General features: G+C 51.9%; 19 protein-coding genes. 13 read left to right on the top strand and 6 right to left on the bottom strand.

Annotation, left to right across the window (positions count from 1 at the left end; all coding sequences use genetic code 11):
* Positions 1 to 50 precede the first annotated feature (50 nt).
* The 3 genes from glnD to JK198_RS09935 all read left to right on the top strand — a co-directional run bounded on the left by glnD (position 51) and on the right by JK198_RS09935 (position 4,235).
* Positions 51 to 2,714: a bifunctional uridylyltransferase/uridylyl-removing protein GlnD gene (gene glnD / locus JK198_RS09925; protein WP_212710479.1), complete on the top strand. Its 2,664-nt coding sequence runs from the start codon at positions 51 to 53 to the stop codon at positions 2,712 to 2,714.
* A 112-nt stretch (positions 2,715 to 2,826) separates the two neighbouring features.
* The gene (gene dapD, locus JK198_RS09930) at positions 2,827 to 3,651 is read left to right on the top strand and encodes a 2,3,4,5-tetrahydropyridine-2,6-dicarboxylate N-succinyltransferase (protein ID WP_212708339.1); all 825 of its coding nucleotides are present in this window, start codon (positions 2,827 to 2,829) and stop codon (positions 3,649 to 3,651) included.
* 197 nt (positions 3,652 to 3,848) lie between these two features.
* Positions 3,849 to 4,235 (top strand): DUF3461 family protein, encoded by a 387-nt coding sequence (locus JK198_RS09935; protein WP_212708340.1) that lies wholly within the window; start codon positions 3,849 to 3,851, stop codon positions 4,233 to 4,235.
* Positions 4,236 to 4,301: 66 nt separating this feature from the next.
* Here JK198_RS09935 and degP read toward each other — a convergent pair whose 3' ends face one another.
* Positions 4,302 to 5,732, bottom strand: coding sequence for a serine endoprotease DegP (degP, locus tag JK198_RS09940; protein ID WP_212708341.1), 1,431 nt, complete (start codon positions 5,730 to 5,732; stop codon positions 4,302 to 4,304).
* A gap of 138 nt (positions 5,733 to 5,870) precedes the next feature.
* A complete protein-coding gene (gene dgt / locus JK198_RS09945) occupies positions 5,871 to 7,358 on the bottom strand; it encodes a dGTPase (protein WP_212710480.1) in 1,488 nt (495 codons plus the stop codon).
* A gap of 96 nt (positions 7,359 to 7,454) precedes the next feature.
* Between dgt and mtnN the strand changes: the two genes are divergently transcribed.
* Positions 7,455 to 8,156 carry a 5'-methylthioadenosine/S-adenosylhomocysteine nucleosidase gene (gene mtnN / locus JK198_RS09950; RefSeq protein WP_212708343.1) on the top strand — a complete coding sequence of 234 codons (702 nt, stop codon included), beginning with the start codon at positions 7,455 to 7,457 and terminating at the stop codon, positions 8,154 to 8,156.
* Between the two features lie 300 nt (positions 8,157 to 8,456).
* Here the strand turns inward: mtnN and erpA are convergent, their stop codons facing one another.
* Positions 8,457 to 8,804, bottom strand: coding sequence for an iron-sulfur cluster insertion protein ErpA (gene erpA / locus JK198_RS09955; RefSeq protein WP_087489465.1), 348 nt, complete (start codon positions 8,802 to 8,804; stop codon positions 8,457 to 8,459).
* Between the two features lie 72 nt (positions 8,805 to 8,876).
* Positions 8,877 to 10,289: a H(+)/Cl(-) exchange transporter ClcA gene (gene clcA / locus JK198_RS09960; RefSeq protein ID WP_212708373.1), complete on the bottom strand. Its 1,413-nt coding sequence runs from the start codon at positions 10,287 to 10,289 to the stop codon at positions 8,877 to 8,879.
* 155 nt (positions 10,290 to 10,444) lie between these two features.
* Here clcA and hemL point away from each other — a divergent pair, with 155 nt between their 5' ends.
* Positions 10,445 to 11,725: a glutamate-1-semialdehyde 2,1-aminomutase gene (hemL, locus tag JK198_RS09965; protein WP_212708344.1), complete on the top strand. Its 1,281-nt coding sequence runs from the start codon at positions 10,445 to 10,447 to the stop codon at positions 11,723 to 11,725.
* A 67-nt stretch (positions 11,726 to 11,792) separates the two neighbouring features.
* Here hemL and mrcB read toward each other — a convergent pair whose 3' ends face one another.
* Positions 11,793 to 14,291 (bottom strand): bifunctional glycosyl transferase/transpeptidase, encoded by a 2,499-nt coding sequence (gene mrcB / locus JK198_RS09970; RefSeq protein WP_212708345.1) that lies wholly within the window; start codon positions 14,289 to 14,291, stop codon positions 11,793 to 11,795.
* Positions 14,292 to 14,386: 95 nt separating this feature from the next.
* Positions 14,387 to 16,834, bottom strand: a complete 2,448-nt coding sequence (gene hrpB / locus JK198_RS09975; RefSeq protein ID WP_212710481.1) for an ATP-dependent helicase HrpB — start codon at positions 16,832 to 16,834, stop codon at positions 14,387 to 14,389.
* Positions 16,835 to 16,965: 131 nt separating this feature from the next.
* On the opposite strand from hrpB, the gene thpR reads away from it, so the two are divergent.
* The 8 genes from thpR (at position 16,966) to panC (ending at position 23,580) form a co-directional block, all read left to right on the top strand.
* Positions 16,966 to 17,508 carry an RNA 2',3'-cyclic phosphodiesterase gene (gene thpR / locus JK198_RS09980; protein ID WP_212710482.1) on the top strand — a complete coding sequence of 181 codons (543 nt, stop codon included), beginning with the start codon at positions 16,966 to 16,968 and terminating at the stop codon, positions 17,506 to 17,508.
* 12 nt (positions 17,509 to 17,520) lie between these two features.
* Positions 17,521 to 18,225, top strand: a complete 705-nt coding sequence (gene sfsA / locus JK198_RS09985) for a DNA/RNA nuclease SfsA (RefSeq protein ID WP_212710483.1) — start codon at positions 17,521 to 17,523, stop codon at positions 18,223 to 18,225.
* 179 nt (positions 18,226 to 18,404) lie between these two features.
* Positions 18,405 to 18,860 carry an RNA polymerase-binding protein DksA gene (gene dksA, locus JK198_RS09990; protein WP_038022990.1) on the top strand — a complete coding sequence of 152 codons (456 nt, stop codon included), beginning with the start codon at positions 18,405 to 18,407 and terminating at the stop codon, positions 18,858 to 18,860.
* 69 nt (positions 18,861 to 18,929) lie between these two features.
* Positions 18,930 to 19,862, top strand: coding sequence for a tRNA glutamyl-Q(34) synthetase GluQRS (gene gluQRS / locus JK198_RS09995; RefSeq protein WP_212708349.1), 933 nt, complete (start codon positions 18,930 to 18,932; stop codon positions 19,860 to 19,862).
* Between the two features lie 40 nt (positions 19,863 to 19,902).
* On the top strand, positions 19,903 to 21,312 hold the full coding sequence (gene pcnB / locus JK198_RS10000; protein ID WP_212708374.1) for a polynucleotide adenylyltransferase PcnB: 1,410 nt from the start codon (positions 19,903 to 19,905) through the stop codon (positions 21,310 to 21,312).
* Positions 21,313 to 21,314: 2 nt separating this feature from the next.
* Complete coding sequence (folK, locus tag JK198_RS10005) at positions 21,315 to 21,794, top strand: 2-amino-4-hydroxy-6-hydroxymethyldihydropteridine diphosphokinase (RefSeq protein WP_212708350.1); 480 nt, start codon at positions 21,315 to 21,317, stop codon at positions 21,792 to 21,794.
* A 103-nt stretch (positions 21,795 to 21,897) separates the two neighbouring features.
* Positions 21,898 to 22,692, top strand: a complete 795-nt coding sequence (gene panB / locus JK198_RS10010) for a 3-methyl-2-oxobutanoate hydroxymethyltransferase (protein WP_212708351.1) — start codon at positions 21,898 to 21,900, stop codon at positions 22,690 to 22,692.
* A 15-nt stretch (positions 22,693 to 22,707) separates the two neighbouring features.
* Positions 22,708 to 23,580 carry a pantoate--beta-alanine ligase gene (panC, locus tag JK198_RS10015; protein WP_212708352.1) on the top strand — a complete coding sequence of 291 codons (873 nt, stop codon included), beginning with the start codon at positions 22,708 to 22,710 and terminating at the stop codon, positions 23,578 to 23,580.
* The last annotated feature ends 13 nt before the right edge of the window (positions 23,581 to 23,593 follow it).

The raw sequence follows: 23,593 nt of genomic DNA on the forward strand, positions 1-23,593 counted from the left end.
ATTTCTGAAAGCCGGCGATTGCCGGCTTTTTCATCTGATGAGAAGCGACAATGCCTAGCCGCCTGCCAGACGTCCCAGAAGTAATTGATAAAAATATTATTAATGCCCCGCTTCACTGGTCTGATGACATGCTGAATCGGGACAGGCTTAAACCCCGGCTGGATAACTTTCAGCGCTGGCTGGGAGAGGCCTTTGATGCCGGACAACCGGTTCACCGCTTAATTGATGCCAGAACCCGGTTTATCGACAATCTTCTGTGCCGGCTGTGGCGTTTTTTTCATTTTGATGGTGTAAACCACCTGGCACTGGTTGCCGTCGGTGGCTACGGTCGTCAGGAATTGCACCCGTTATCAGATATTGATGTACTGATCCTCAGCCGGCAGAGTCTGGATGAACAAAATGCTCACCGTGCCAGTGAACTCCTGACACTGTTATGGGATTTAAAGCTGGAGGTGGGTCACAGCGTACGTACTCTCGAAGAGTGCCTGCTGGAAGGTTTATCGGATCTGACAGTGGCGACTAATCTTATCGAATCACGGATGCTGACCGGGGATGTCACCCTGTTTCTCGAACTGCAGAAAAATATTTTCAGTGACGGTTTCTGGCCCTCTGCTGAGTTTTTTGCAGCAAAAATCGAGGAGCAGAAAGAACGTCACAAACGCTATCACGGTACCAGTTACAATCTGGAGCCGGATATTAAAAGCAGCCCGGGCGGCCTGCGGGATATCCATATGCTGCAGTGGGTTGCCCGTCGCCATTTCGGCGCAACCTCATTGCCGGAAATGGCCGGTTTCGGCTTTCTGACCCGCGATGAACGGGATGAGCTCCATCAGTGCCAGAGTTTTTTATGGCGGATCCGTTTTGCCTTACACCTTACCCTGACCCGCTACGATAACCGGTTGCTGTTTGACAGACAGCTGTCCGTCGCACAACGGCTGAATTATCAGGGCGAAGGTAACGAGCCGGTAGAACGTATGATGAAAGATTTTTATCGCGTGACCCGTGATGTCGGCGAATTAAATGAAATGCTGTTACAGTTATTTGACGAGGCGATTCTGGCCCTGCCAGCCTCAGACAAACCACAGCCTCTGGATGATGACTTTCAGCTGCGCGGTACGCTGATCGATCTGCGGGATGAACAATTGTTTATCCGTCAGCCGGAATCAATTATCCGCATGTTTAATGTTATCGTCCGAAATAAGAATATTTCCGGCATATACTCTACTACCCTGCGGTTACTACGCTACGCGATACGTACTCTCGATTACTCCCTGTGCGAAATTCCCCGCGCGCGGGTATTATTTATGGATATTCTGCGTCACCCGGGGGCTGTCAGCCGTGCTCTGGTCCCGATGCACCACCACAGTGTACTGGCGGCCTACCTGCCCCAGTGGAACAAAATTGTCGGCCAGATGCAGTTCGACCTGTTCCACGCCTACACGGTTGATGAACACACCATTCGTGTCCTGCAAAAACTGGAGAGTTTCGGCAGTGAAGACTCGCGGGCACAGCATCCGCTGTGTGTGGATATCTGGCAACGCCTGATTCAGCCGGAAATATTGCTGATTGCCGCACTGTTCCACGATATCGCCAAAGGCCGCGGCGGCGATCACTCAATACTGGGGGCTGAAGACGTTATTGAATTCGCCCGGTTACATGCACTCTCCTCCCGCGATGCACAACTGATCGCCTGGCTGGTAAGACACCATCTGCTGATGTCGGTCACCGCACAACGCCGCGATATTCAGGATCCAAATGTTATCCAGCAATTCGCCGAAATTATGCAAAATGAACGGCAGTTGCGGCTGCTGATTTGTCTGACTGTCGCTGATATCAGTGCTACCAACGAAAGTTTGTGGAATAGCTGGAAGCAAAGCTTATTGCGCGAACTTTACTTCGCCACCGAAAAACAGCTGCGACGCGGTATGGACAGCAGCCCCGACCTGCGGGAAAGAGTGCGCCACAACCGGCTTCAGGCACTGGCGTTGCTGCGAATGGATAATATTGATGAGACAAAGCTACATAAAATCTGGAACCGCTGTCGGGCAGATTATTTCCTGCGTCATACAGCCAGCCAGCTGGCATGGCATGCCCGTCATCTGTTGCAGCATCCGCTCAGTAAGCCGCTGGTATTAATCAGCCCGCAGGCGTCGCGCGGCGGTACCGAGATTTTTATCTGGAGCCCTGACCGCCCATACCTGTTTGCCACGGTTGCAGGCGAACTGGACCGCCGCAACCTCAGTGTTCACGATGCACAGATATTCACTAACCGTGATGGTATGGCAATGGATACCTTCATTGTGCTTGAACCGGACGGCAGCCCGTTAGCCCCTGACCGGCACGAGGCGATTATCCACGGGCTGACACAAGCCTTATCACAACCGGAGTGGGTTCCGCCACGGCCCCGCCGACAGTCACCACGGCTGCGCCATTTTAACGTTGATACGGAAATACGTTTTCTGCCTGCCCACACCAATCAGCGTACCTATCTGGAAATGGTCGCCCTTGATCAGCCGGGATTATTAGCACGTATCGGTACCGTTTTTGCTGAATCAGGAATATCACTGCATGGCGCAAGGATCAGTACCATCGGCGAAAGGGTCGAAGACTTGTTTATTCTGGCGGACAGTGACCGCCGAGCCCTGAGCGATAAAAAACGTGATAGTTTACAACAACGGTTGACAGAGGCACTGAATCCAAACGATAAAGTGTAATCCGGCTGGAAATCAAAACAAGTTTCCGGGACTGCAAACTTACTTTGGGGGGCTGAGTCTCAGCTCCCCGGTTGTCAGTTTTTTACCAAACCATTGATGCAGGAAATAAACAATGCAACAGTTACAAAACATCATCGAAGCCGCATTCGAACGCCGTGCCGACATTACACCAGACAATGTTGATACTGAAACCCGCGAGGCAATTACTAAAGTCGTCCTGTTAATTGACCGTGGTGAACTGCGTGTTGCGGAAAAAATTAACGGTGAATGGATCACCCATCAATGGCTGAAGAAAGCAGTATTATTATCTTTCCGTATTCATGACAACCAGGTGATAGAAGGCTCTGAAACCCGTTTCTACGACAAAGTACCGATGAAGTTTGCTGACTATGATGAAGCCCGCTTTAAAAAAGAAGGCTTCCGCGTGGTTCCTCCGGCAGCAGTACGCCAGGGGGCTTTTATTGCCCGTAATACCGTTCTGATGCCTTCCTATGTCAACATTGGTGCTTATGTCGATGAAGGGACCATGGTCGATACCTGGGCTACTGTAGGTTCCTGTGCACAGATTGGTAAGAATGTACACCTGTCAGGCGGCGTAGGTATCGGTGGTGTACTTGAGCCACTACAGGCCAACCCGACCATCATTGAAGACAACTGTTTTATCGGTGCACGTTCTGAAATCGTAGAAGGTGTTATTGTTGAAGAAGGTTCTGTTATTTCGATGGGTGTCTATATCGGCCAGAGCACTAAGATTTATGATCGTGAAACGGGTGAAGTCCATTACGGCCGTGTCCCGGCGGGTTCAGTCGTGGTTTCCGGGAATCTGCCATCTAAAGACGGCAGCTACAGCCTGTACTGCGCCGTTATCGTTAAAAAAGTGGATGCGAAAACCCTGGGTAAAGTCGGTATCAATGAACTGCTGCGTTCAATCGACTAACTGATCCGCGGTTAACCGCCTGCGTTCCCTGTCCGGGTAACTGCCTGACATATACAGGGTAGCAGGCGGATTTATTCTGCTCTGGCTCCGGCCACCCCGCAACCTGCGGTGATGACTTTACGGCTCTGGTGTATCAACCGGTGAGCACTGATTGCATCACTCATTCTGAATATTGTTCTCTGAAAAGGTGATTGTTCATGTACGATAACTTAAAAAGTTTAGGTATTACCCACCCTGAAGAAGTTGACCGTTACAGCCTGCGTCAGGAAGCCAATAACGATATTCTGAAGATCTATTTCCGTAAGGATAAAGGGGAGTTTTTCGCGAAAAGCGTGAAGTTTAAATACCCTCGCCAGCGTAAGACCGTGGTTTCTGATCAATCCGGGCAGGGTTTTAAAGAGATTCAGGAAATAAGCCCCAACCTCAGATACCTGATCGATGAACTGGATCAGCTGTGTCAGCAGGAACAAGCTGAAGTTGACCTGAAAGTTAAGATCCTTGATGACCTTCGTCACCTTGAACTGGTCGTTTCGAATAAGATTTCGGAAATTGAGGCAGATCTGGAAAAACTCACCCGCAAATAAGCGACGTTTTTACAGACAAAAAGCCGGTCAGTGCATGATACTGACCGGCTTTTTTACTGACGACGGTTACTGTGCCAGCAGGTACAGGTTACTGTCACCACGTTTAATGTTCAGGGCCAGTACTGAAGGTTTGCTGTCGAGCACTTTACGTAACTCACCCAGATTCGCTACATTCTGCTGGTTCACCCCGAGAATAACATCCCCTTTTTTCAGACCAATGGCATCGGCACGGCTGCCGGGCTTAATGCTGTCAACTTTAACACCTTTGTCACCTTTGACATCATAATTACTCAGCTCAGCCCCTTCGATACCGGTATAAATAGTCGCTGACTGCACTTTCGCCTGAGTACTTTGTTGCAGTTCCACGGTCACTGTCAGTGGTTTACCGTCACGTAATAAGCCAAGTTCCAGTTTTGTGCCCACCGGCAATGAACCGACATCAGCACGTAATGCGGCAAAGCTGCTCAGCTGCTTGTTATTCAGAGAGACAATCACATCACCGGCTTTAATACCTGCTTTCTCGGCCGAACTTTTTGGCAGAACCTGACTGACAAAAGCACCACGCTGGGCATTCACTTTCATCGCCTGGGCGAGCTCTGAGTTCAGCTCAGTACCCATGATCCCCAGTTCACCGCGTTTAACCTGACCATATTCAATCATCTGTGCGGTCAGATTTTTCACCATATTACTCGGGATAGCAAAACCAATACCGATATTGCCGCCATCCGGCGCCAGAATCGCCGTATTAATACCAATCAGTTCACCATTCAGATTCACCAGTGCACCACCGGAGTTACCACGGTTAATTGCGGCATCCGTCTGAATAAAGTTTTCATAGTTTTCAACATTCAGCCCGCTGCGGCCCAGTGCCGAAACAATACCGGAAGTTACCGTTTCCCCTAATCCATAAGGGTTACCGATCGCTACCGTATAGTCCCCCACCTGCAGGTTGTCAGAATCTGCAATTTTTATTGCCGTCAGATTCTTCGCATCTTTCAGCTGAATCAGCGCAATATCAGAACGGGGATCTTTACCTATCACTCTGGCATCGAAACGACGGCCATCACTGAGCTGGACCTGAATGGTTGAGGCATTTTCAACCACATGGTTATTGGTTACCACATAACCTTTTTCGGCATTAATCACTACCCCGGAACCTAAAGCACGGAACTTCTCCTGCTGGGTTCCGCTATTACCGCCACCACCAGGGGCCTGGCAAAGAGGTGAAGACTGGAACGGAGAACCGTCCTGACAGAAAGGCGACATATCACCAAAAAATTGCTGGAACTGCTGATTACCCCCGGCTGTTTTTACCGGTGCCGTTCCTTCCACACTGATACTGACGACTGAGGGCATCACTTTTTGTAACATAGGAGCCAGACTCGGTAATTGCTGACTTGATGAAGATGCAGATTCCGCCGCAGAAGCAGTCAAAGGCGCAAATGCCATTCCCAGGCTTAATGCGAGTGCACTCAATGCTAAAGTGGTTTTTTTCATGTGCTGGCTCTCTGTAATATTTTCTATTTGGACCGGTTGCTGTGTGCTGTGGTCAGTTGATGAGAGTTATTATTTACCTGTTAGTTCACCGCAAAACTTTTGTGAAAGGTAAAAAAATATTCCTGATCTTTACAAAACTCACACGAACTCAACCGCCATTAAACGACGATACTCTTCCCATGCATATACATCGGTCATTCCGCTGATATAGTCCTGCACCAGACGTAAACGGTAATAACTTTCCCATAATTGCCATCTCTGATCACGGGTCGCTGGTAACTGGCGAAGGTGATTCTGATAAGCTTTACGGTGTTTATCCGACAGACGATGAAACAACCGGGTTTCAATAGGATGGCCTGCTAACTCATCGGTCTCCATCAGGCAGGTAAAATCATCGGCGCTCAGTTGCATCATGGGTTTATAGGTATCAAGCAGACCTCGGATCACGCGGTATCCCTGTAATTCGAGTTGTTCCACCTCAGAGTGGTTAAAAACATGTTTTCGGGCCACCTGCTTAAAGGTTGCCAGTAGCCGCTCTTCATCCCCACCGTTTTCCAGCAGCGCATGGTTAAAATTCCCCGTAAAAATCGCCGGCAAATTATCCAGAAAGCGCCGTACAGCAAACGCGACCAGCGCCCGCTGTACATTGACCCGTAACGACATAAAAAACTGGTCACTCTGACTGCGCCGTTTTCCTGAGCCCGCTTCCTGCCAGGCATGAGTTACCGTACGCTGGAAAAGATCATCCGGCTGAGCCTCCCCCCAGGCATCACATAAATAACGATACAGGCTGTCGACATCAAAGATAGCTTTTTCGACAGCATCATCTAAATCGGCAATACAGTAGGAAATATCATCAGCCGCTTCCATAATATAAGTCAGAGGGAAACGATGAAACTCCTGCATACCGGTTGCTGCCCGCAAGTCTGCAACGTATTCTTTTTCTGATAAATAAAACCCCGGCTTTTTCATCAGCACCGAGAAATTTGCAGGCTTATCGCCCTGCCACCAGGCAGGTGCAGTGTACTTAAGGATGCAGGCCACCTGAGAATAACTCAGATTCAGTTGCAGAATAGTATGTACCAGCCGGATAGCCTGGGCATTGCCTTCAAAATGCGAAAGATCCTGATAAATACATTGTTGTAACTGAATCACTTCTTCAGGGAGCTGCGCCGCATCAGGGGAGGTAAGTGGCAGAATGTCAGCCAGATGCTCCCTGAACCAGTCATTGATTGCTGCTTCGCCAAAATGACCAAATGGCGGATTCCCGACATCATGTAACAGGCAGGCCATTTCGGCCAGACTTTCAAACCCGCGTTCAAAGTCTTCCAGCCCGTAAGCAGCCAGACCACCGGGCTGTTTTTTCAGTCGTTGCAGTACTTCCCGCGCAATATAGCGCCCGGTTTGCTGTACTTCCAGGGAGTGGGTTAACCGTGAGCGTACTGCTGAATTTCTTTCCAGCGGGAATACCTGTGTCTTTTGCTGCAAACGCCGGATAGCCGCCGAATGGATGATCCTGCCGCGATCACTTTCAAAATAACGGGAAATCTGTTCTTCTCCCTGCGGCGGCCGGCCTGATGCATAAGGCCGGCTGACACTGATTCTGTGCTTAAAGTTAATCTCCATTTCCACTCCGGTACGATTCAATAATAAAACCCTGCCCTGCCATGATAGACTATTCCACGCCTGAAGATTAATTCTATAACATTGGTGAGATACGCTATGAAAGCAGGAATTATTGGCGCAATGGAGCAGGAAGTAACCCTGTTGCGTGACAAAATTAAAGACCGGAAAACTCTGAACATCGCTGGCTGTGAAATTTATACCGGTACTCTGAATGGCACTGAAGTCGCCTTACTGAAATCCGGCATCGGCAAAACCTCCGCCGCGCTGGGTACCACGCTGTTACTGCAACTATGTCAGCCAGATGTGGTCATTAACACCGGTTCTGCCGGCGGACTGGCACCGTCACTGAAGGTCGGCGATATCGTTGTTTCTGACGAAGTCCGCTATCATGATGCAGACGTTACCGCTTTCGGTTATGCGCCAGGCCAGATGGCCGGATGCCCGGAAAGTTTTGTGGCTGATGAAAAACTGATCGGTGCCGCAGAACAAAGTATCAGAGCATTAAATCTGCATGCTGTACGCGGATTAATTGTCAGCGGTGATGCATTTATCAATGGTGCTGAGCCTCTGGCCCGTATCCGTGATACCTTTCCGAAGGCTGTTGCGGTAGAAATGGAAGCCACCGCCATTGGCCATGTCTGCCATAGCTTTAAGGTTCCTTTTGTGGTGGTTCGTGCTATTTCTGACGTTGCGGATCAGGAATCACACCTCAGTTTCGACGAATTCCTCGGTGTTGCCGCAAAGCAGTCATCACTGATGGTGGAAGACCTGCTGAGCCGCTTGTCAGCAGACGTCTGACAAGCCACTGCCTTGCCCGGCGGCGGCCTAAGATGCTGCCGCTGTCAGACGCAGGAAAACTCATCCTGTGGCGGTATATGTAACAAAAATCCCTCTTATCACCGGCCGGCAGCCCGGTATTTTTTGTAACTTTACAAAAATAAACGCACGACTTAATCAGCCTGACAACAGCTTGTGAATATTTTCAGAGTATCGGCGTACGCCGGCAGGAGCAGTGACACAGGTCAACAGCAGACAGGGAATATTACAGAGGTTACAGCAGGAGAGCACCCTCCCTTCAGAAAGGTGCTGACAGGGTAATCAGATACTGAAAGAAGAACCACAACCACAGGTGGTTTTAGCATTCGGATTAGTCACAATAAACCGTGAACCTTCAAGCCCTTCGGTGTAGTCGACAGAACCGCCGACCAGGTACTGCAGACTCATAGGATCTACCACCAGAGACACACCCTGCTTTTCGATAGTCATATCGCCATCATTAACTTTATCATCAAAGGTAAAACCATACTGGAATCCGCTGCACCCACCGCCGGTGATATAAACACGCAGTTTCAGTTCAGGGTTATCTTCGTCAGCGATCAGGAATTTTACTTTGTTGGCCGCAGCTTCGGTAAACTGTAACGGCAGTGCTGCAATATCATCGCTCATAAATTACTCCGGTAAACTCCAGGGCCGTTAACGGCCTCAATGATGGCATTATCTGTCAGCCACGGGCTGCGATCAAGCACCGCGCTGTACACTCTGTGCCGCAGCACGCTCTGCGGCCGGCGTTTGCCGGGCCAGGGTGCGCGCCAGTAAGGTTGAATAAAGCGGCGTACCTCCGAGAAATTGAGCCAGCAGGGTCGCACCGAGACAGGTAATGATCATCGGCAGGATCAACTGATAATTTTCAGTCATTTCGAGGACCAGAATAATGCCGGTCAGAGGGGCTCTGACGGAAGCGGCAAATAATGCCCCCATCCCCGCCACGGCAAAAGTCCCGGCCTGCAGGTGATATTCCGGAAAGACTGCCGCAGCAGTCACCCCGAGGGCTGTACCCAGCAAAGTCCCCAGCGAAAGCATTGGCGCGAAAATGCCGCCAGGGGCCCCGGAACAAAAACAGATCAGCGTCATAACCATACGTAAAATGAACAGGCTCAATAGCATCCCGCAACTGAATTGTCCGGCAACAGATTGCGGGATTAAGGAAGACCCGCCGCCGGTGATTTCAGGAAAAATCAGGCTCAGCGCCCCGAAGCTGCCGCCAATAACCGCCGCAATCAGCAGAATAATTCCCATTTTTCCGCCATGCAGTCGCTGAAATGCATCCTGTACCCGAAACACCAGTCGGTTAAACACCACCCCGACAATCCCGAATACCATACCCGCAATCAGATATAACCAGAGAGTATTCAGCGGGGCATCAATCAACTGACCAATATTCAGCATGGCACTGTTACCATCGAACAGACGATAAACGATGCAGGACATAATCACGCCAATAAACACAGCCTTGACAGAAATCAGGTTGTAATGGAACTGCTGTCTCATTTCTTCAATGATAAACAGGATCCCTGCCAGCGGAGCGTTAAACGCAGCCGCCAGGCCAGCCCCCGCACCAGTCGCCAGTAACGTATGCCGGTCTTCACTGTTTTTTATCCGGAACATATCGACCACCATACGTCCCAGGTTACCGCCCATCTGGACAGTGGGACCTTCGCGGCCTAACACCATCCCTGCACCAAGGGTACCGACCCCGCCAAAAAACTTAACCGGAATAACCCGCCACCAGCGGACAGGTCGCAGTTCATCTAATGCCCCCTCGATTTCCGGAATTCCCGAGCCGCCGGCTTCCGGCGCAAAACGCCGCACCAGCCAGAATCCGCAAACTGCCAGTAGCGCTGAAATGATCACCGCAGACAGCAGTCCGGACGCAGTCAGTAAACCACCGGAATAGTGCAGACGATAGTGCTGTACCAGACTGACGGCTTTATCAAACGCCACGCCGGCTAATCCCGCCAGCACCCCCACCAGACCGGCCAGCAATAAAATCGCCAGCGGCGTTTTATCTTTGCGTAATATCTGCTGCAAATAATCATACCTGCGGCGCGGCTCTGCCGGTAAAGACTCATCACTAACGGGTGTATTATGCATATCGGGGACAGAAAAAAGGGCCATAACATCAGTATACGCATGAATCCGCTATTTTTGTCGCTTAAATGTAGCAAACCAATAACCGGGTCTTTCACCCTGTAACTAAGTTCTCGTACACTAGTGTTTATATTAAGTCATCAACAGGAACCGATGCGATGAGTAAGTCTGAAAATCTCTACAATGAAGCGCAGCGTCTGATCCCGGGAGGGGTAAACTCTCCGGTCAGGGCTTTTACCGGTGTTGGCGGTGTCCCGCTTTTTATTGAGCGCGCTGAAGGTGCTTATTTATACGATGCTGACGGAAAAGCCTATATCGATTACGTCGGTTCATGGGGGCCTATGGTCCTCGGACATAACAACCCGGCTATCCGTAATGCAGTGACAGAAGCAGCAATGCGCGGGCTGAGTTTCGGTGCACCTACCGAAATGGAAGTCAAAATGGCAGAGCTGGTCTGTGAACTGGTGCCTTCCATGGAGATGGTGCGGATGGTCAACTCGGGAACGGAAGCGACCATGAGCGCTATCCGGCTGGCCAGAGGCTATACCGGCCGTGATAAAATTATTAAGTTTGAGGGTTGCTATCACGGACATGCCGACTGCCTGCTGGTAAAAGCCGGATCCGGTGCTCTGACCCTGGGCCAGCCAAACTCACCGGGAGTGCCGGCTGACTTTGCCCGTCATACGCTGACTTGTACCTATAACGATTTATCATCCGTCCGCGAAGCCTTCCGTCAGCATCCGCAACAGGTCGCCTGTATTATCGTGGAACCTGTCGCCGGGAATATGAACTGTATTCCTCCTTCAGAGGGTTTCCTGCAAGGCTTACGTGAAATCTGTGATGAAAATGGTGCACTGCTGATCATTGATGAAGTAATGACCGGCTTCCGTGTTGCACTGGGCGGTGCTCAGGAGTATTACAACGTAGTACCGGACCTGACCTGTCTGGGGAAAATTATCGGTGGCGGTATGCCGGTAGGTGCTTTTGGCGGACGTCGTGACATTATGGAAGTTCTGGCCCCGACCGGCCCGGTGTATCAGGCCGGAACACTGTCCGGAAACCCGCTGGCGATGGCAGCAGGTTTCGCCTGTCTGACACAGGTTGCCCGGCCCGGCACCCATACCACCCTGACTGACCTCACCACACGGCTGGCCGAAGGATTATTACACGCCGCACAGCAGGAAAATATCCCGCTGGTCATTAACCATGTCGGTGGTATGTTTGGTCTTTTCTTTACTGATGCGCCTTCAGTGACCTGCTATCAGGATGTCAGCAAATGTGATGTGGCGCGGTTTAAAACTTTCTTCCATCTGATGCTGGAGGAAGGGATCTATTTTGCACCGTCAGCTTTTGAAGCTGGCTTCATGTCACTGGCCCACAGTCCCGACGATATCCAGCATACTATAGATGCAGCCCGCCGCTGTTTCGCCCGTCTGTAACATCCTGGTTTTGTTGTAAAAAAAAAGGCGCCTCCGCGCCTTTTTTATTCGTTATCTTCCCACAGGATCACTGGCCGAACATATCTTTAATCCAGCCAGCCACACCTTTACTGCTGCTATCCTGATCTACCTGCTGCTGCTGTTGCTGTTGTTGCTGCTGCACCTGCACCTGTTGCTGTTGCTGCTGGCAGAGAGTCGCAGGGTCTGTTGTCCATACCGGCAACGATCGCCAGGTACTGTCTCCGGGACCACAGATAAAATTACCCTGCGCATCAATGTTCATCATCGATACATCTTCTGGCGGTGTCAGGTCTAACGGCGTGGGGGGCTGAGAGGCCAGATACCGGCGATACAGTTGCAGCGCACCGCTGGACCCCCACAATTTGGTGGTCTGGTTATTATCCCGTCCAACCCAGGTGACTGTAACTTCTTTCCCATCAATCCCCGTAAACCAGCTATCCACCAGATTATTGGTGGTCCCGGTTTTACCGGCCAGATGCATGGTCGGATACTGAGCGCCCAGCGCATGGCCTGTACCGCGGTTAACTACCTGTTGCATGGCATATAACGTCAGGTAGGCGGCTTCCGGAGGTTCAGCCTGTTGTGCCTGAGGGTAACTCTGGTACAGCACCTTGCCGTCTTCAGAAATCACTGAGCGTACCGCCGATAAGGTAGCACGGTTACCGCCACTGGCGATGGTCTGGAAAGCCTGAGCCACCTGCAATGGTGTCAGGTTCAGCGCCCCGAGTAACATCGCCGGTACTGCCGTCAGCTGATCCTTACCAACGCCTAATCTGGTCCAAGTATCCACCACACTTTGCAGCCCCAGGGACATGCCCAGATTGACGGTAGGCACGTTCATCGAATGTGTCAGTGCATCAACTAACAACACTTTTCCGCTGAATTTATGGTCATCATTTTCCGGACTCCAGACCTGGCCATTCGGTTGTTTCAGTGCCAGCGGTTGATCCGCAATCCAGCTATTCAGACGGTAGGTTTGCGGCTGTGCCAGCGCCGTCAGATAGGTCGCAGGTTTTGCCAGGGAACCAATCGAACGGCGGGCCTGCATCGCCCGGTTGTACCCGGCAAATTGCGGATCAGAACCACCGACCATTGCTCTGACTTCACCGCTAAAGCGATCCACCACCACCATCGCGGTTTCAAGATCTTTTAATCCGTGTTGCTTCTTCAGCTGCGGAATACCTTCGGTTACCGCTTTTTCTGCCGCATCCTGGGAGAGAGGATCAAGAGTAGTGAAGATTTTTACTCCGGAGAGATCCTTCACTTTATCGCCCAGTTTATCCTGCAACTCATTGCGTACCATCTGCATAAAGGCTGGCTGCGGAGTAATAACCCCTCCTCTTGGCTGAACACCCAGAGGCCGTGCAGACAACATATTGTACAAGTCTTCGTCGATATACTTTTGTTGTTGCAGCAGACGCAGTACCACATTACGACGTTCCAGAGCTAACTTCGGATTACGCCATGGATTATATAACGAGGCACCTTTCACCATCCCGACCAGTAAGGCTTGCTGATCAACACTCAGTTCATCCACCGGCCGGCCAAAGTAATATAAGCTGGCCAGCGGGAAACCCCGGATCTGGTCATTACCGGCCTGCCCCAGATACACTTCATTCAGGTACAGTTCCAGAATACGATCTTTGCTATAACGGGAATCCATAATGATGGCCATGTAGGCTTCACGGATTTTACGCCACAGGGTACGTTTGTTGGTCAGAAACAGGTTTTTCACCAACTGCTGAGTCAGGGTACTGCCCCCCTGCACTGCGCGGCCAGCCGTCACATTGGCAATAAATGCACGACCAATCGAATATAAACTGATGCCGTCATGCTCATAAAAATGACGGTCTTCGGTTGCAACCAGGGTATCTACCAGCGTATTCGGAAAACCGGAACGCGGCACAAATAAGCGCTGTTCACCATTAGGCGACTGCAGCATAGTGATAAGACGCGGATCCAGACGGAAGTAACCAAAATCACGGCCCGTGTCCAGGTTCTTGATTTCCGTAAGTTCACCGTTGCTGAAGGTCATCTGCGCATGAATCTGCCCTTCTTTACCGTCCGGAAAATCAAAAGGTCTGCGCAGCAGATCAATGGTATTTCCTTTTACCGTAAATTCACCCGGACGGGTGATTTTGGTTACCAGCCGATACTGAGTACCTTCCAGTAAATCGACCATCCCCTTACGATCAAAGGCCATACCCGGTTCAAGACTGACGACCCGGCCATAGACCGCCGCCGGCAGTTGCCAGACCCTGCCGTCAACACGTTGCCGGATTTCAGAGTCAAGATAGACGCCCCATGCCGCAATCACAACAGCAGCGACCAGGAAGAGTTTGATAAATATACCCAGCCAGCGACGTTTCATTGCCGGGGGTTTCTTTTTTCCTTTACGTGGCAATGACTGCCCCTCCTCATTCGCATTGATGTCCTGGTCATCATAGCGGTTACTTTTTTTATTCTTCGCACGGGGGCGAACTTTTTCCGGTTGACGGGGTGACTTCCCTTTCCGCCCGATCGGTTCGCGATCATTCCCAGACATGAATTTTATTCTCCAGGCATAGCCTCAGCATGCGCGTTACTTTAGTCTCCTTCCGGCAGAATTACATGCCGGAACCCTCTGAAAGAGCGGACGGTTCACAAATGCCCGGGGGAAAATTTTTTACTCCGGCGAGTAGGCATCGCAGTCGCAGGTGAGTCCGGCCACGGGTGCTTAGGATAACGACCTTTCATTTCTTTCTGCACTTCACGATAAGCCCCCTGCCAGAATCCCGCTAAATCACGGGTTATCTGTAACGGACGCATAGCCGGCGACAATAATTCCAGCACCAGCGGGATTCTTCCCCCCGCAATCACTGGCGTATCAGCTTCACCGAACATCTCCTGCATACGAACAGCAAGCACCGGTGGCTGTTCGGTGTTATAACGGATCAGCACACGACTGCCCGTCGGCACAGTGTAATGAGTTGGCAGCGCACTATCCAGTCGCTGGCGTTGTGACCATGTGATCAAATGTAATAAAGCTGTCGAAATATTAATAGTATTAAACGACCGGGCATCGGTCACCGTCGCCATTTCCGGCAGCAGCCACTGCTCCAGGCTGTCCAGCAATGCGTCGTCCGTCACCGGCGGCCAGTCCGCATCATTCAGCCATTCTCCGGCACAAGCCAGCCTGGCACGGATTTGTTCAGCTGCCGGGGTCCAGGGCAACACCGACAACCCTTTGGCCCTGACCCAGCGCAACATCGCCTGGTGCAACTGCGCCGCTGCCGGCCGTTCGCCGGGACGTGAAGTTAATATCAGCGAACCAATCACCTGCTGACGGCGTACCCGCAGGATGCCTTTTTCTTCATCCCACTCAACATCATCCCGTTCTTCAACTTTATCCGGACACTGCCGGGCAAGTTCAGCAATATCGACCGGCAGGGCCAGACGGATCCGGGCCTCTGGCTGCTGAGAACTGAATGACAGCCGGAGGACCAGTAACCATTCATAACGGCTCAGAGGATCATCAGCGGCTGTTCCGGCGCCGACGCCTTTTGCCAGCAGGTAACGCCCGCCTCCGCCACGCTGGCGGGCCAGCTGGTCACTGAACCCCGCCATTAACAACACGGCTAACAATCGGTCATCGGCCTGACTACCACGAACGCCAGTGCGTTGCTGTAAGGCTTTGGCTCGTTTCAGCCATCCCGGCTGGGGGTGTAAAAACAGAGACAGTAAATCATTAGTGCCATTACGCGGTGGGTCTTCCAGAATAGCAACCAGTAAACTCGCCGTTGCCATCGCCGCCGGATTTTCTCCGGCAGCACAGAGTATCGCCGCCAGCCGGGGTTCAGTCCCCAGCGCCGCCATTTTGCGTCCGGTCGCGGTCAGCTGATGACCCGCGTCAGTGGCGCCAAGTTGCTGCAATAGTTGCAGTGCCGCTTGCTGGCGCTTTTGTGGCGGGAGATCCAGCCATTGCAGCTGACTCATCTCCCGGCAGCCCCAGGCAAGGATATCCAGCATCACTGCACTTAACTCACTGTTAATAATTTCCGGTTCACTTACCGCAGCCGCTCTCTCTGCCTGTTCCTGACTCAGTAAATGCCAGCAAAACCCCGCCGTCAGGCGTCCGGCACGCCCGGCGCGCTGTACCATCGATGCCTGACTAATCCGCTGCGTCTGTAATACACTGACACCGCTTTTTGTATCATAGCGCACCGCACGCTCCAGCCCGCTGTCGACCACCAGCCGTATCCCATCTATCGTCAGGCTGGTTTCTGCAATATTGGTTGCCAGTACCACTTTCCGTCTGCCCTCAGGCGAGGGGGCAATCGCCTGTTGCTGAGCGGTCAGACTCATCGCTCCGTATAGCGGGAAGATATCTGTCGCGTCATGCAGCCGGCTGAGTAATTCCTGTTTCACGGCCATAATTTCCCGTTCCCCGGGTAAAAAAATCAGCATCGACCCCTGGTGTTCATTCAGCAGACAGGCGGCTTCACGTGCTACTGCGGCTGCAAAGGGCAGTCGGGTGCTCAGGGGAATAAAATGCCGTTCGACCGGAAAACTGCGTCCCTGTGAAATAATCACCGGGACTTCCGGGAGCAATACTGACAGGCGCTGATAGTCCGGGGTTGCTGACATTAACAAAAGCTTCAGGTCGTCACGCAGCCCCTGCTGTACATCAAGCAACAGAGCCAGCGCCGTATCCGCCTGCAGACTGCGTTCGTGAAATTCATCAAGAATAACCAGCGAAACACCGTTCAGTTCCGGATCCTGCTGTAACATGCGGGTCAGAATCCCCTCAGTCACCACTTCCAGCCGGGTATCGGGCCCGCAACTACTCTCACCGCGCATCCGGTAACCGATGGTCTGTCCGGTAGATTCACCGAGATTTTCTGCCAGTCGCCTGGCAACATTTCTGGCAGCCAGCCGTCGTGGCTCCAGCAGCAGGATCTTGCCGTTATCCGGCACGCGGGATAACAACTGTAAGGGTAACCAGGTGGATTTTCCTGCCCCGGGCGGTGCGACCAGCAACGCTCCGCTGCGGGTCTCCAGCGCAGTCAATAAGTTATCCAGTACTTCACTGACAGGTAACGGTGGCAAATAAAACTCCGCGCAAGCTGTGTTAATATATCCGCCATAATAACACCCAACCGATCAATCCTCACGCCTGCCCCGTCTGAGCAAAGCTATCAGGGCAGGTCAGGCACTGTAACCGTCACCCGGAGATATTAATGACGACAGGGCAGCAATATTTTTTTGCGATTCAGCTCCCCTCGCCGCTGCAAAAGTCACTGGTCCGCTGGCGGGCTGATCATTTCCCCGCAGATAATGGCCGCCCGCTGCCTGCCGCAGACATGCTGATGACACTGGCCTGGCTGGGCCCTCTCAGGGAAATCACCCTTCAGCGATTACAACAACAGGCCGCCCGTATTCAGCAACGCGGATTTATGCTGACCCTGAACGATGCCGGATACTGGCCCGGTTCCGGACTGGTCTGGCTGGGCTGCCGGCCAGCGCCTGCCGGCTTATTAGCTCTGGGGGCGCTGTTACGTTCACAGGCGGCTCGTCAGGGTTGTCCTCAGCCATCACAGCCTTTCCGCCCCCATGTCCGTTTATTGCACCATGTTTTTTCGCCGGTCAGCCTTCCGCCGACCGGATTTCACTGGCAGTTTCCTGTGACCGGGTTTTCCTTAATGGCCTGCGGTCCGGGACGCGGGAGAGCAAAAAACCGTTGCCTGGCAACATTCCCGCTGCAACCGTCCTCACCCCTTTAACGAGATCCGTCTATGCAGTTCACTCCGCCGCTCAAATCTGCCACTTTACTTAAGCGCTATAAACGTTTCCTTGCCGATGTTGTTACTCCGCAGGGCGAAGTTTTTACCCTTCATTGTGCCAATACCGGCGCGATGACCGGTTGTGCCACTCCCGGGGATACCGTGTGGTATTCCGAGTCTGACAATAAACAGCGCAAATATCCCCATAGCTGGGAGCTGACCGGCACGGAAGACGGTGATTTAATTTGCGTAAATACCCAGCGGGCAAATCAGTTATTTCGCGAAGCCCTCGGGGCCCGGGTGATCACTGAGCTTTCTGACTACAGCCACTGGCGAAGTGAGGTGAAATACGGTTCAGAGGGCAGCAGAATAGACTTTTTATTACAACAACCACAGCTACCCGACTGCTATGTGGAAGTAAAATCCGTCACGTTACTGGAGAACGGTCAGGGATATTTTCCTGATACGGTAACACTGCGCGGGCAAAAACACCTGCGGGAACTGATGGCTATCGCCGCTGCCGGACAGCGGGCGGTATTATTTTTTGCCGTATTACACAGCGGAATAGAGTGTATCAGCGTCGCCCGGCACCTGGATCCCCGTTATGCCGCACTTCTCGACCAGGCAATACTCGCCGGGGTGGAAATTCTGGTCTATAAAGCTTCCCTGACTCCTGCCGATGCTAAGATAGAATTTTCTATTGATTTCATCCAATAAAAAGCTGCAACGGCGTGTATTAAAAAGATAATCCGGCGTTTTACCGTCAAATTTATTGACAAGTGGTCAACAACAGATGATATCAGTAATTGCCAACAGAGATAGCTTCTGCTATTTATAGCGGCCTGTTTTTTTCCCTCACTGGGAATCGATAGTGCGTGTTATCCAGGAGAAACAGCATGCAAGAAGGGCAAAACCGTAAAACATCGTCCCTGAGTATCCTCGCCATCGCTGGGGTGGAGCCATATCAAGGGAAACCGGGCGAAGAGTATATGAACGAAGCCCAGCTGACACACTTCAGGAAGATACTTGAAGCCTGGCGTAATCAACTCAGGGATGAAGTCGACCGTACTGTCTCACATATGCAGGACGAAGCGGCAAACTTCCCGGATCCGGTTGACCGTGCTGCTCAGGAAGAAGAGTTCAGTCTGGAACTGCGTAACCGTGACCGCGAACGTAAGCTGATCAAGAAAATCGAGAAGACGCTGAAAAAAGTCGAAGATGATGACTTCGGCTACTGCGAATCCTGCGGTGTCGAGATTGGTATTCGCCGTCTGGAAGCGCGTCCGACAGCTGATTTATGTATCGACTGTAAGACGCTGGCTGAGATCCGTGAAAAGCAAATGGCTGGCTGATATCAGCCAGCCGCAAGGCTACCGTACAGCAGAGTCCTTCAGACTCTGTTGTACGTCTCACTGCTGCCTATGACGTCAGAACATTGCTGTACCGGCCGTTTTGCGCCGTCCCCCTCCGGAGCACTGCATTTCGGCTCACTTATCGCCGCACTGGGGAGCTACCTTAATGCCCGCGCCCGGCAAGGTCGCTGGTGGGTGCGTATTGAAGACATCGATCCCCCAAGAGAAATTCCCGGCGCCGCCAGTACTATTCTCCATCAGCTTGAACACTACGGCCTGCACTGGGACGGTGATGTGCTCTGGCAATCGCAGCGCAGCCATGCCTACCGGGATATTATTCAGCAATTGATCTCCCAGCATCAGAGCTATTTTTGCGATTGCACACGCAGCCGCATCCGTGAATGTGGTGGCTATTATGATGGTCACTGCCGCCAGCGCTCACTGCCCGCCGGCGACGCAGCACTCAGAATTCGCCAGCTGCAACCAGTGTTTTCTTTCCATGACCGGTTACGCGGTGAGATTGTTGCCGATCCGGCCCTCGCTGCCGAAGACTTTATTATTCACCGCCGTGATGGCTTATTTGCCTATAACCTGGCCGTAGTGGTGGATGATCACTCTCAGGGCGTCAGCGAAATTGTCCGCGGGGCTGACTTAATTGTTCCGACGGTCCGGCAAATATCGCTGTATCAGCAATTAGGCTGGCCAGTCCCCGACTATCTGCATTTGCCTTTAGCCTTAAACAGAGATGGCCACAAACTGTCCAAACAAAATCATGCGCCGCCCCTGCCGGAGGGGGACCCGCGGCCGGTGCTGGTACAGGCACTGCGTTTCCTCGGCCAGACGGTCAGTCCCCGCTGGCAGGATCTGTCGCGTGATCAGTTGCTGAGTCAGGCAATATGCCACTGGACAACAGATAATATCCCAATAAATGACGCTTTAATCCCGGAGCAGCCACTTACAGCATTCTCAAATTGCTCACAACAGGCTATGATTAGCCGCTGATTTGAGCATCACTTAATTTATGTCACTGTCGAGGTGTACTATTTTTACCCGAGTAGCAAATTTTTGTCGGAAAGTTCTTCTTCGTGAAGAGGACGTGCCCGCTGAGACAAAAGACCAAAATCTGATGACTATCATTCCCCGTGATAAGCATAATATTTCCCGAAAAGACATTAGCGAAAATGCATTAAAGGTGTTGTATCGGCTGAATAAAGCAGGCTTTGAAGCTTATCTGGTTGGCGGCGGTGTCCGTGATCTTCTGCTGGGTAAAAAACCAAAAGATTTTGATATTACGACCAATGCCACGCCGGAACAAATGCGTAAGCTGTTCCGTAACTGTCGCCTGGTTGGCCGGCGTTTCCGTCTGGCCCACGTGATGTTCGGGCCTGAGGTAATCGAAGTCGCGACCTTCCGTGGCCATCATGCCAGCGAAGCCGCTGCAGATAACGAACATGACCGTAACCAGTCACAACGTGGCCAGAACGGTATGTTACTGCGGGATAATATTTTCGGTTCTATCGAGGATGATGCCCAGCGCCGTGACCTGACCATTAACAGCCTCTATTACAGTGTGGCCGATTTTACCGTCCGTGATTACGTCGGCGGTTTACAGGATCTTCAGCAAGGTGTTATCCGCCTGATTGGTGATCCTGAAACCCGTTACCGTGAAGACCCGGTGCGGATGCTGCGGGTTGTTCGTTTTGCCGCAAAACTGAATATGACCATCGCTGCAGAAACGGCAGAGCCTGTGACCCGGTTATCCAGCCTGCTAACGGATATCCCTTCAGCGCGCCTGTTCGAAGAATCATTAAAATTACTACAGACAGGCTACGGCGAACAGACTTACGGTTTGCTGATGCAATATCAGTTATTCCAGCCATTATTCCCGACCATCACCCAGTATCTTACGGCACAGGGTGACAGCCCGATGGAACGCATGATTATTCAGGTGCTGAAAAATACTGACCGGCGGATCCATAATGATATGCGGGTCAACCCGGCGTTCCTGTTTGCCGCGATGCTATGGTATCCGCAGTCTGAACGGGCACAGCAGATTGCTCAGGAGAGCGGTCTGCCCTGGTATGAAGCTTTTGCTCTGGCAATGAATGACACCCTCGATGAGGCCTGTCGTGCTATTGCGATCCCTAAACGGATCACCAGTCTGATTCGTGATATCTGGTCACTGCAATTACGTCTGCCACGTCGTCACGGTAAACGTGCATGGAAACTGATGGAACACCCTAAATTCCGTGCGGCGTATGACTTGCTGCTACTGCGTGCTGAAACAGAAAATAGCAGCGAACTGGAACGGCTCGGACAATGGTGGGGCGAGTTCCAGTCGGCTCCACCGGTTCGCCAGTCTGCCATGATTAACAGCCTCGGGAGTGACCCTCATCAGCGTCGCCGGCATAACCGTTCCCGTCGTCGTCAGCCATCCGCCAGGAATAACTGACGATGACTCTGGCCTATATTGCCCTGGGCAGTAATCTGACTAACCCGCTACGCCAGGTACAGGCGGCCCTGAATGCACTGGATGCTGTTCCGGATAGCCGGCGGGTTGCTACCTCGTCATTTTATCGCACCCCGCCTTACGGGCCACAGGATCAGCCGGATTATCTGAATGCGGTAATTGCTCTGGAAACGTCACTCAGTGCAGAAAGGCTGCTGGAACATACCCAGCGCATCGAACTGGAACAGGGACGCGAACGTAAAGATGAGCGCTGGGGGCCGCGTACTCTTGATTTGGATATCATGCTGTTTGGTGAACAAAGGATTCAGACGCCGCATCTGACCATCCCGCACTATGATATGCATAACCGGGCATTTATGTTAGTGCCGCTCTGTGAAATAGCGCCGGACTGCCATTATCCCGATGGGCGCAGTATCGCTGCTCTGCTGTCCGCGCTGGATACTTCCCCGATTACCGCCTGGTAACCTCCCCCTTTTCCGGCCTGCGGTCACCGCACCGCAGGTATTTCCCTGTGATTCATTTGTCCTGTAAACTCGCCACCTAAAATTATAATGACAAGAGGTTATAATGAAACCAGTTACAATTCATGATCTTCGTAAATGGAAATTATCAGGGGAAAAATTTGCAGCCCTGACCGCTTATGAATATAGCTTTGCTCATCTGTTTGCCAGCCAGGGGATTCCGGTATTACTGGTCGGCGATTCTCTGGGGATGACGGTCCAGGGACATGATTCCACCCTGCCCGTGACCACAGATGAAATCGCTTACCATACATCCATGGTGCGTAAAGGTGCCGGTGCAGCACTGTTGCTGGCTGATCTTCCGTTTATGAGTTACGCGACTCCGGTACAAGCCTGTGAAAACGCGGCCCGACTGATGCGTGCCGGTGCTAATATGGTGAAACTGGAAGGCGGAGCATGGCTGTGTGAGACCGTCAGTCGTCTGACTGAACGCGCGGTCCCCGTTTGCGGTCATCTCGGACTGACACCACAATCGGTAAATGTGTTCGGGGGCTATAAAGTTCAGGGCCGTGATGCTCAGGCAGCAGAGACCCTGTTAAATGATGCTCTGGCACTGGAAAAAGCCGGTGCCCAGTTGATGGTTCTGGAGTGTGTGCCTCAGGCTCTGGCAAAACGGGTGACGGATGCACTCACTATTCCGGTAATCGGCATTGGTGCCGGTCACCAGACCGACGGTCAAATTCTGGTTATGCATGACGCATTAGGAATTACCGCCGGACATATCCCCAAATTCAGTAAGAACTTTCTGGCGGAAACCGGAGATATCCGTGAAGCAGTACAACTGTATATTCGTCAGGTCGCAGAAGGCAGCTATCCTGCTCCGGAACACAGCTTTCAGTAAGTCAGGAGATTCATTGTGAAAATTATCGAAACACCGGCCGAATTACATGACGAAATTCGTCGCCTGCGTCAGAAAAATCAGCGCATCGCCCTGGTCCCGACCATGGGTAACCTTCACGACGGGCATATGAAATTAGTGGATACAGCACATCAGCATGCCGATATTGTGGTTGCCTCTGTGTTTGTGAATCCGATGCAGTTTGACCGGGCTGATGACCTGGCCCGTTATCCGCGTACGTTTAGCGACGATTGTGAAAAACTAACACAGCATAAGGTCGATATTCTGTTCGCACCTGCCGCCAGTACCATTTTTCCTGCAGGTACTGATGCTCAGACATTTGTCGAGGTTCCCGGACTGTCATACCTGCTGGAAGGTGCCAGCCGGCCGGGACATTTTCGCGGTGTAACGACCATTGTCAGTAAATTATTTAATATGGTACAGCCGGATATTGCCTGTTTTGGTGAGAAGGATTTCCAGCAACTGTTGCTGATCCGCAAAATGGTGGCTGATATGGGCTACAATATCCGGATCATTGGCGTTCCGACTGTCCGTGCAGCAGATAATCTGGCTCTCAGCTCCCGTAACGGCTATCTGAGCAGCGAACAGCGCCAGGCTGCACCACGCTTAAGCCAGATAATGCATGCAATGGCGCAAGGGCTGACCAGTCCGCAAGCAGATACCACCAGCCTGATTGCCAGTGCAGAACAGCAATTACGTGACAGCGGCTTTATTCCTGACGGTATTGCTGTCTGTGACAGTGAAACACTGCTTCCTCTTAATGCCGACAGTCACAGTGCCGTGATACTGATGGCTGCATGGCTGGGTAAAGCACGACTGATCGACAATCAGCAGGTTCAGTTTTACGGCAATGATGTCGTATCTCACTAAAGGAAGCCCCGTC

Origin of the sequence: Tatumella sp. JGM91 (assembly GCF_018257575.1) — a bacterium.
Taxonomy (GTDB): domain Bacteria; phylum Pseudomonadota; class Gammaproteobacteria; order Enterobacterales; family Enterobacteriaceae; genus Tatumella; species Tatumella punctata.

Excerpts from the sequence above, each read along its gene's own strand:
- glnD (WP_212710479.1), top strand. The coding sequence starts at position 51 with ATGCCTAGCCGCCTGCCAGACGTCCCAGAAGTAATTGATAAAAATATT.
- dapD (WP_212708339.1), top strand. The coding sequence starts at position 2,827 with ATGCAACAGTTACAAAACATCATCGAAGCCGCATTCGAACGCCGTGCC.
- JK198_RS09935 (WP_212708340.1), top strand. The coding sequence starts at position 3,849 with ATGTACGATAACTTAAAAAGTTTAGGTATTACCCACCCTGAAGAAGTT.
- degP (WP_212708341.1), bottom strand. The coding sequence starts at position 5,732 with ATGAAAAAAACCACTTTAGCATTGAGTGCACTCGCATTAAGCCTGGGA.
- dgt (WP_212710480.1), bottom strand. The coding sequence starts at position 7,358 with ATGGAGATTAACTTTAAGCACAGAATCAGTGTCAGCCGGCCTTATGCA.
- mtnN (WP_212708343.1), top strand. The coding sequence starts at position 7,455 with ATGAAAGCAGGAATTATTGGCGCAATGGAGCAGGAAGTAACCCTGTTG.
- erpA (WP_087489465.1), bottom strand. The coding sequence starts at position 8,804 with ATGAGCGATGATATTGCAGCACTGCCGTTACAGTTTACCGAAGCTGCG.
- clcA (WP_212708373.1), bottom strand. The coding sequence starts at position 10,289 with ATGCATAATACACCCGTTAGTGATGAGTCTTTACCGGCAGAGCCGCGC.
- hemL (WP_212708344.1), top strand. The coding sequence starts at position 10,445 with ATGAGTAAGTCTGAAAATCTCTACAATGAAGCGCAGCGTCTGATCCCG.
- mrcB (WP_212708345.1), bottom strand. The coding sequence starts at position 14,291 with ATGTCTGGGAATGATCGCGAACCGATCGGGCGGAAAGGGAAGTCACCC.
- thpR (WP_212710482.1), top strand. The coding sequence starts at position 16,966 with ATGACGACAGGGCAGCAATATTTTTTTGCGATTCAGCTCCCCTCGCCG.
- sfsA (WP_212710483.1), top strand. The coding sequence starts at position 17,521 with ATGCAGTTCACTCCGCCGCTCAAATCTGCCACTTTACTTAAGCGCTAT.
- dksA (WP_038022990.1), top strand. The coding sequence starts at position 18,405 with ATGCAAGAAGGGCAAAACCGTAAAACATCGTCCCTGAGTATCCTCGCC.
- gluQRS (WP_212708349.1), top strand. The coding sequence starts at position 18,930 with ATGACGTCAGAACATTGCTGTACCGGCCGTTTTGCGCCGTCCCCCTCC.
- folK (WP_212708350.1), top strand. The coding sequence starts at position 21,315 with ATGACTCTGGCCTATATTGCCCTGGGCAGTAATCTGACTAACCCGCTA.
- panB (WP_212708351.1), top strand. The coding sequence starts at position 21,898 with ATGAAACCAGTTACAATTCATGATCTTCGTAAATGGAAATTATCAGGG.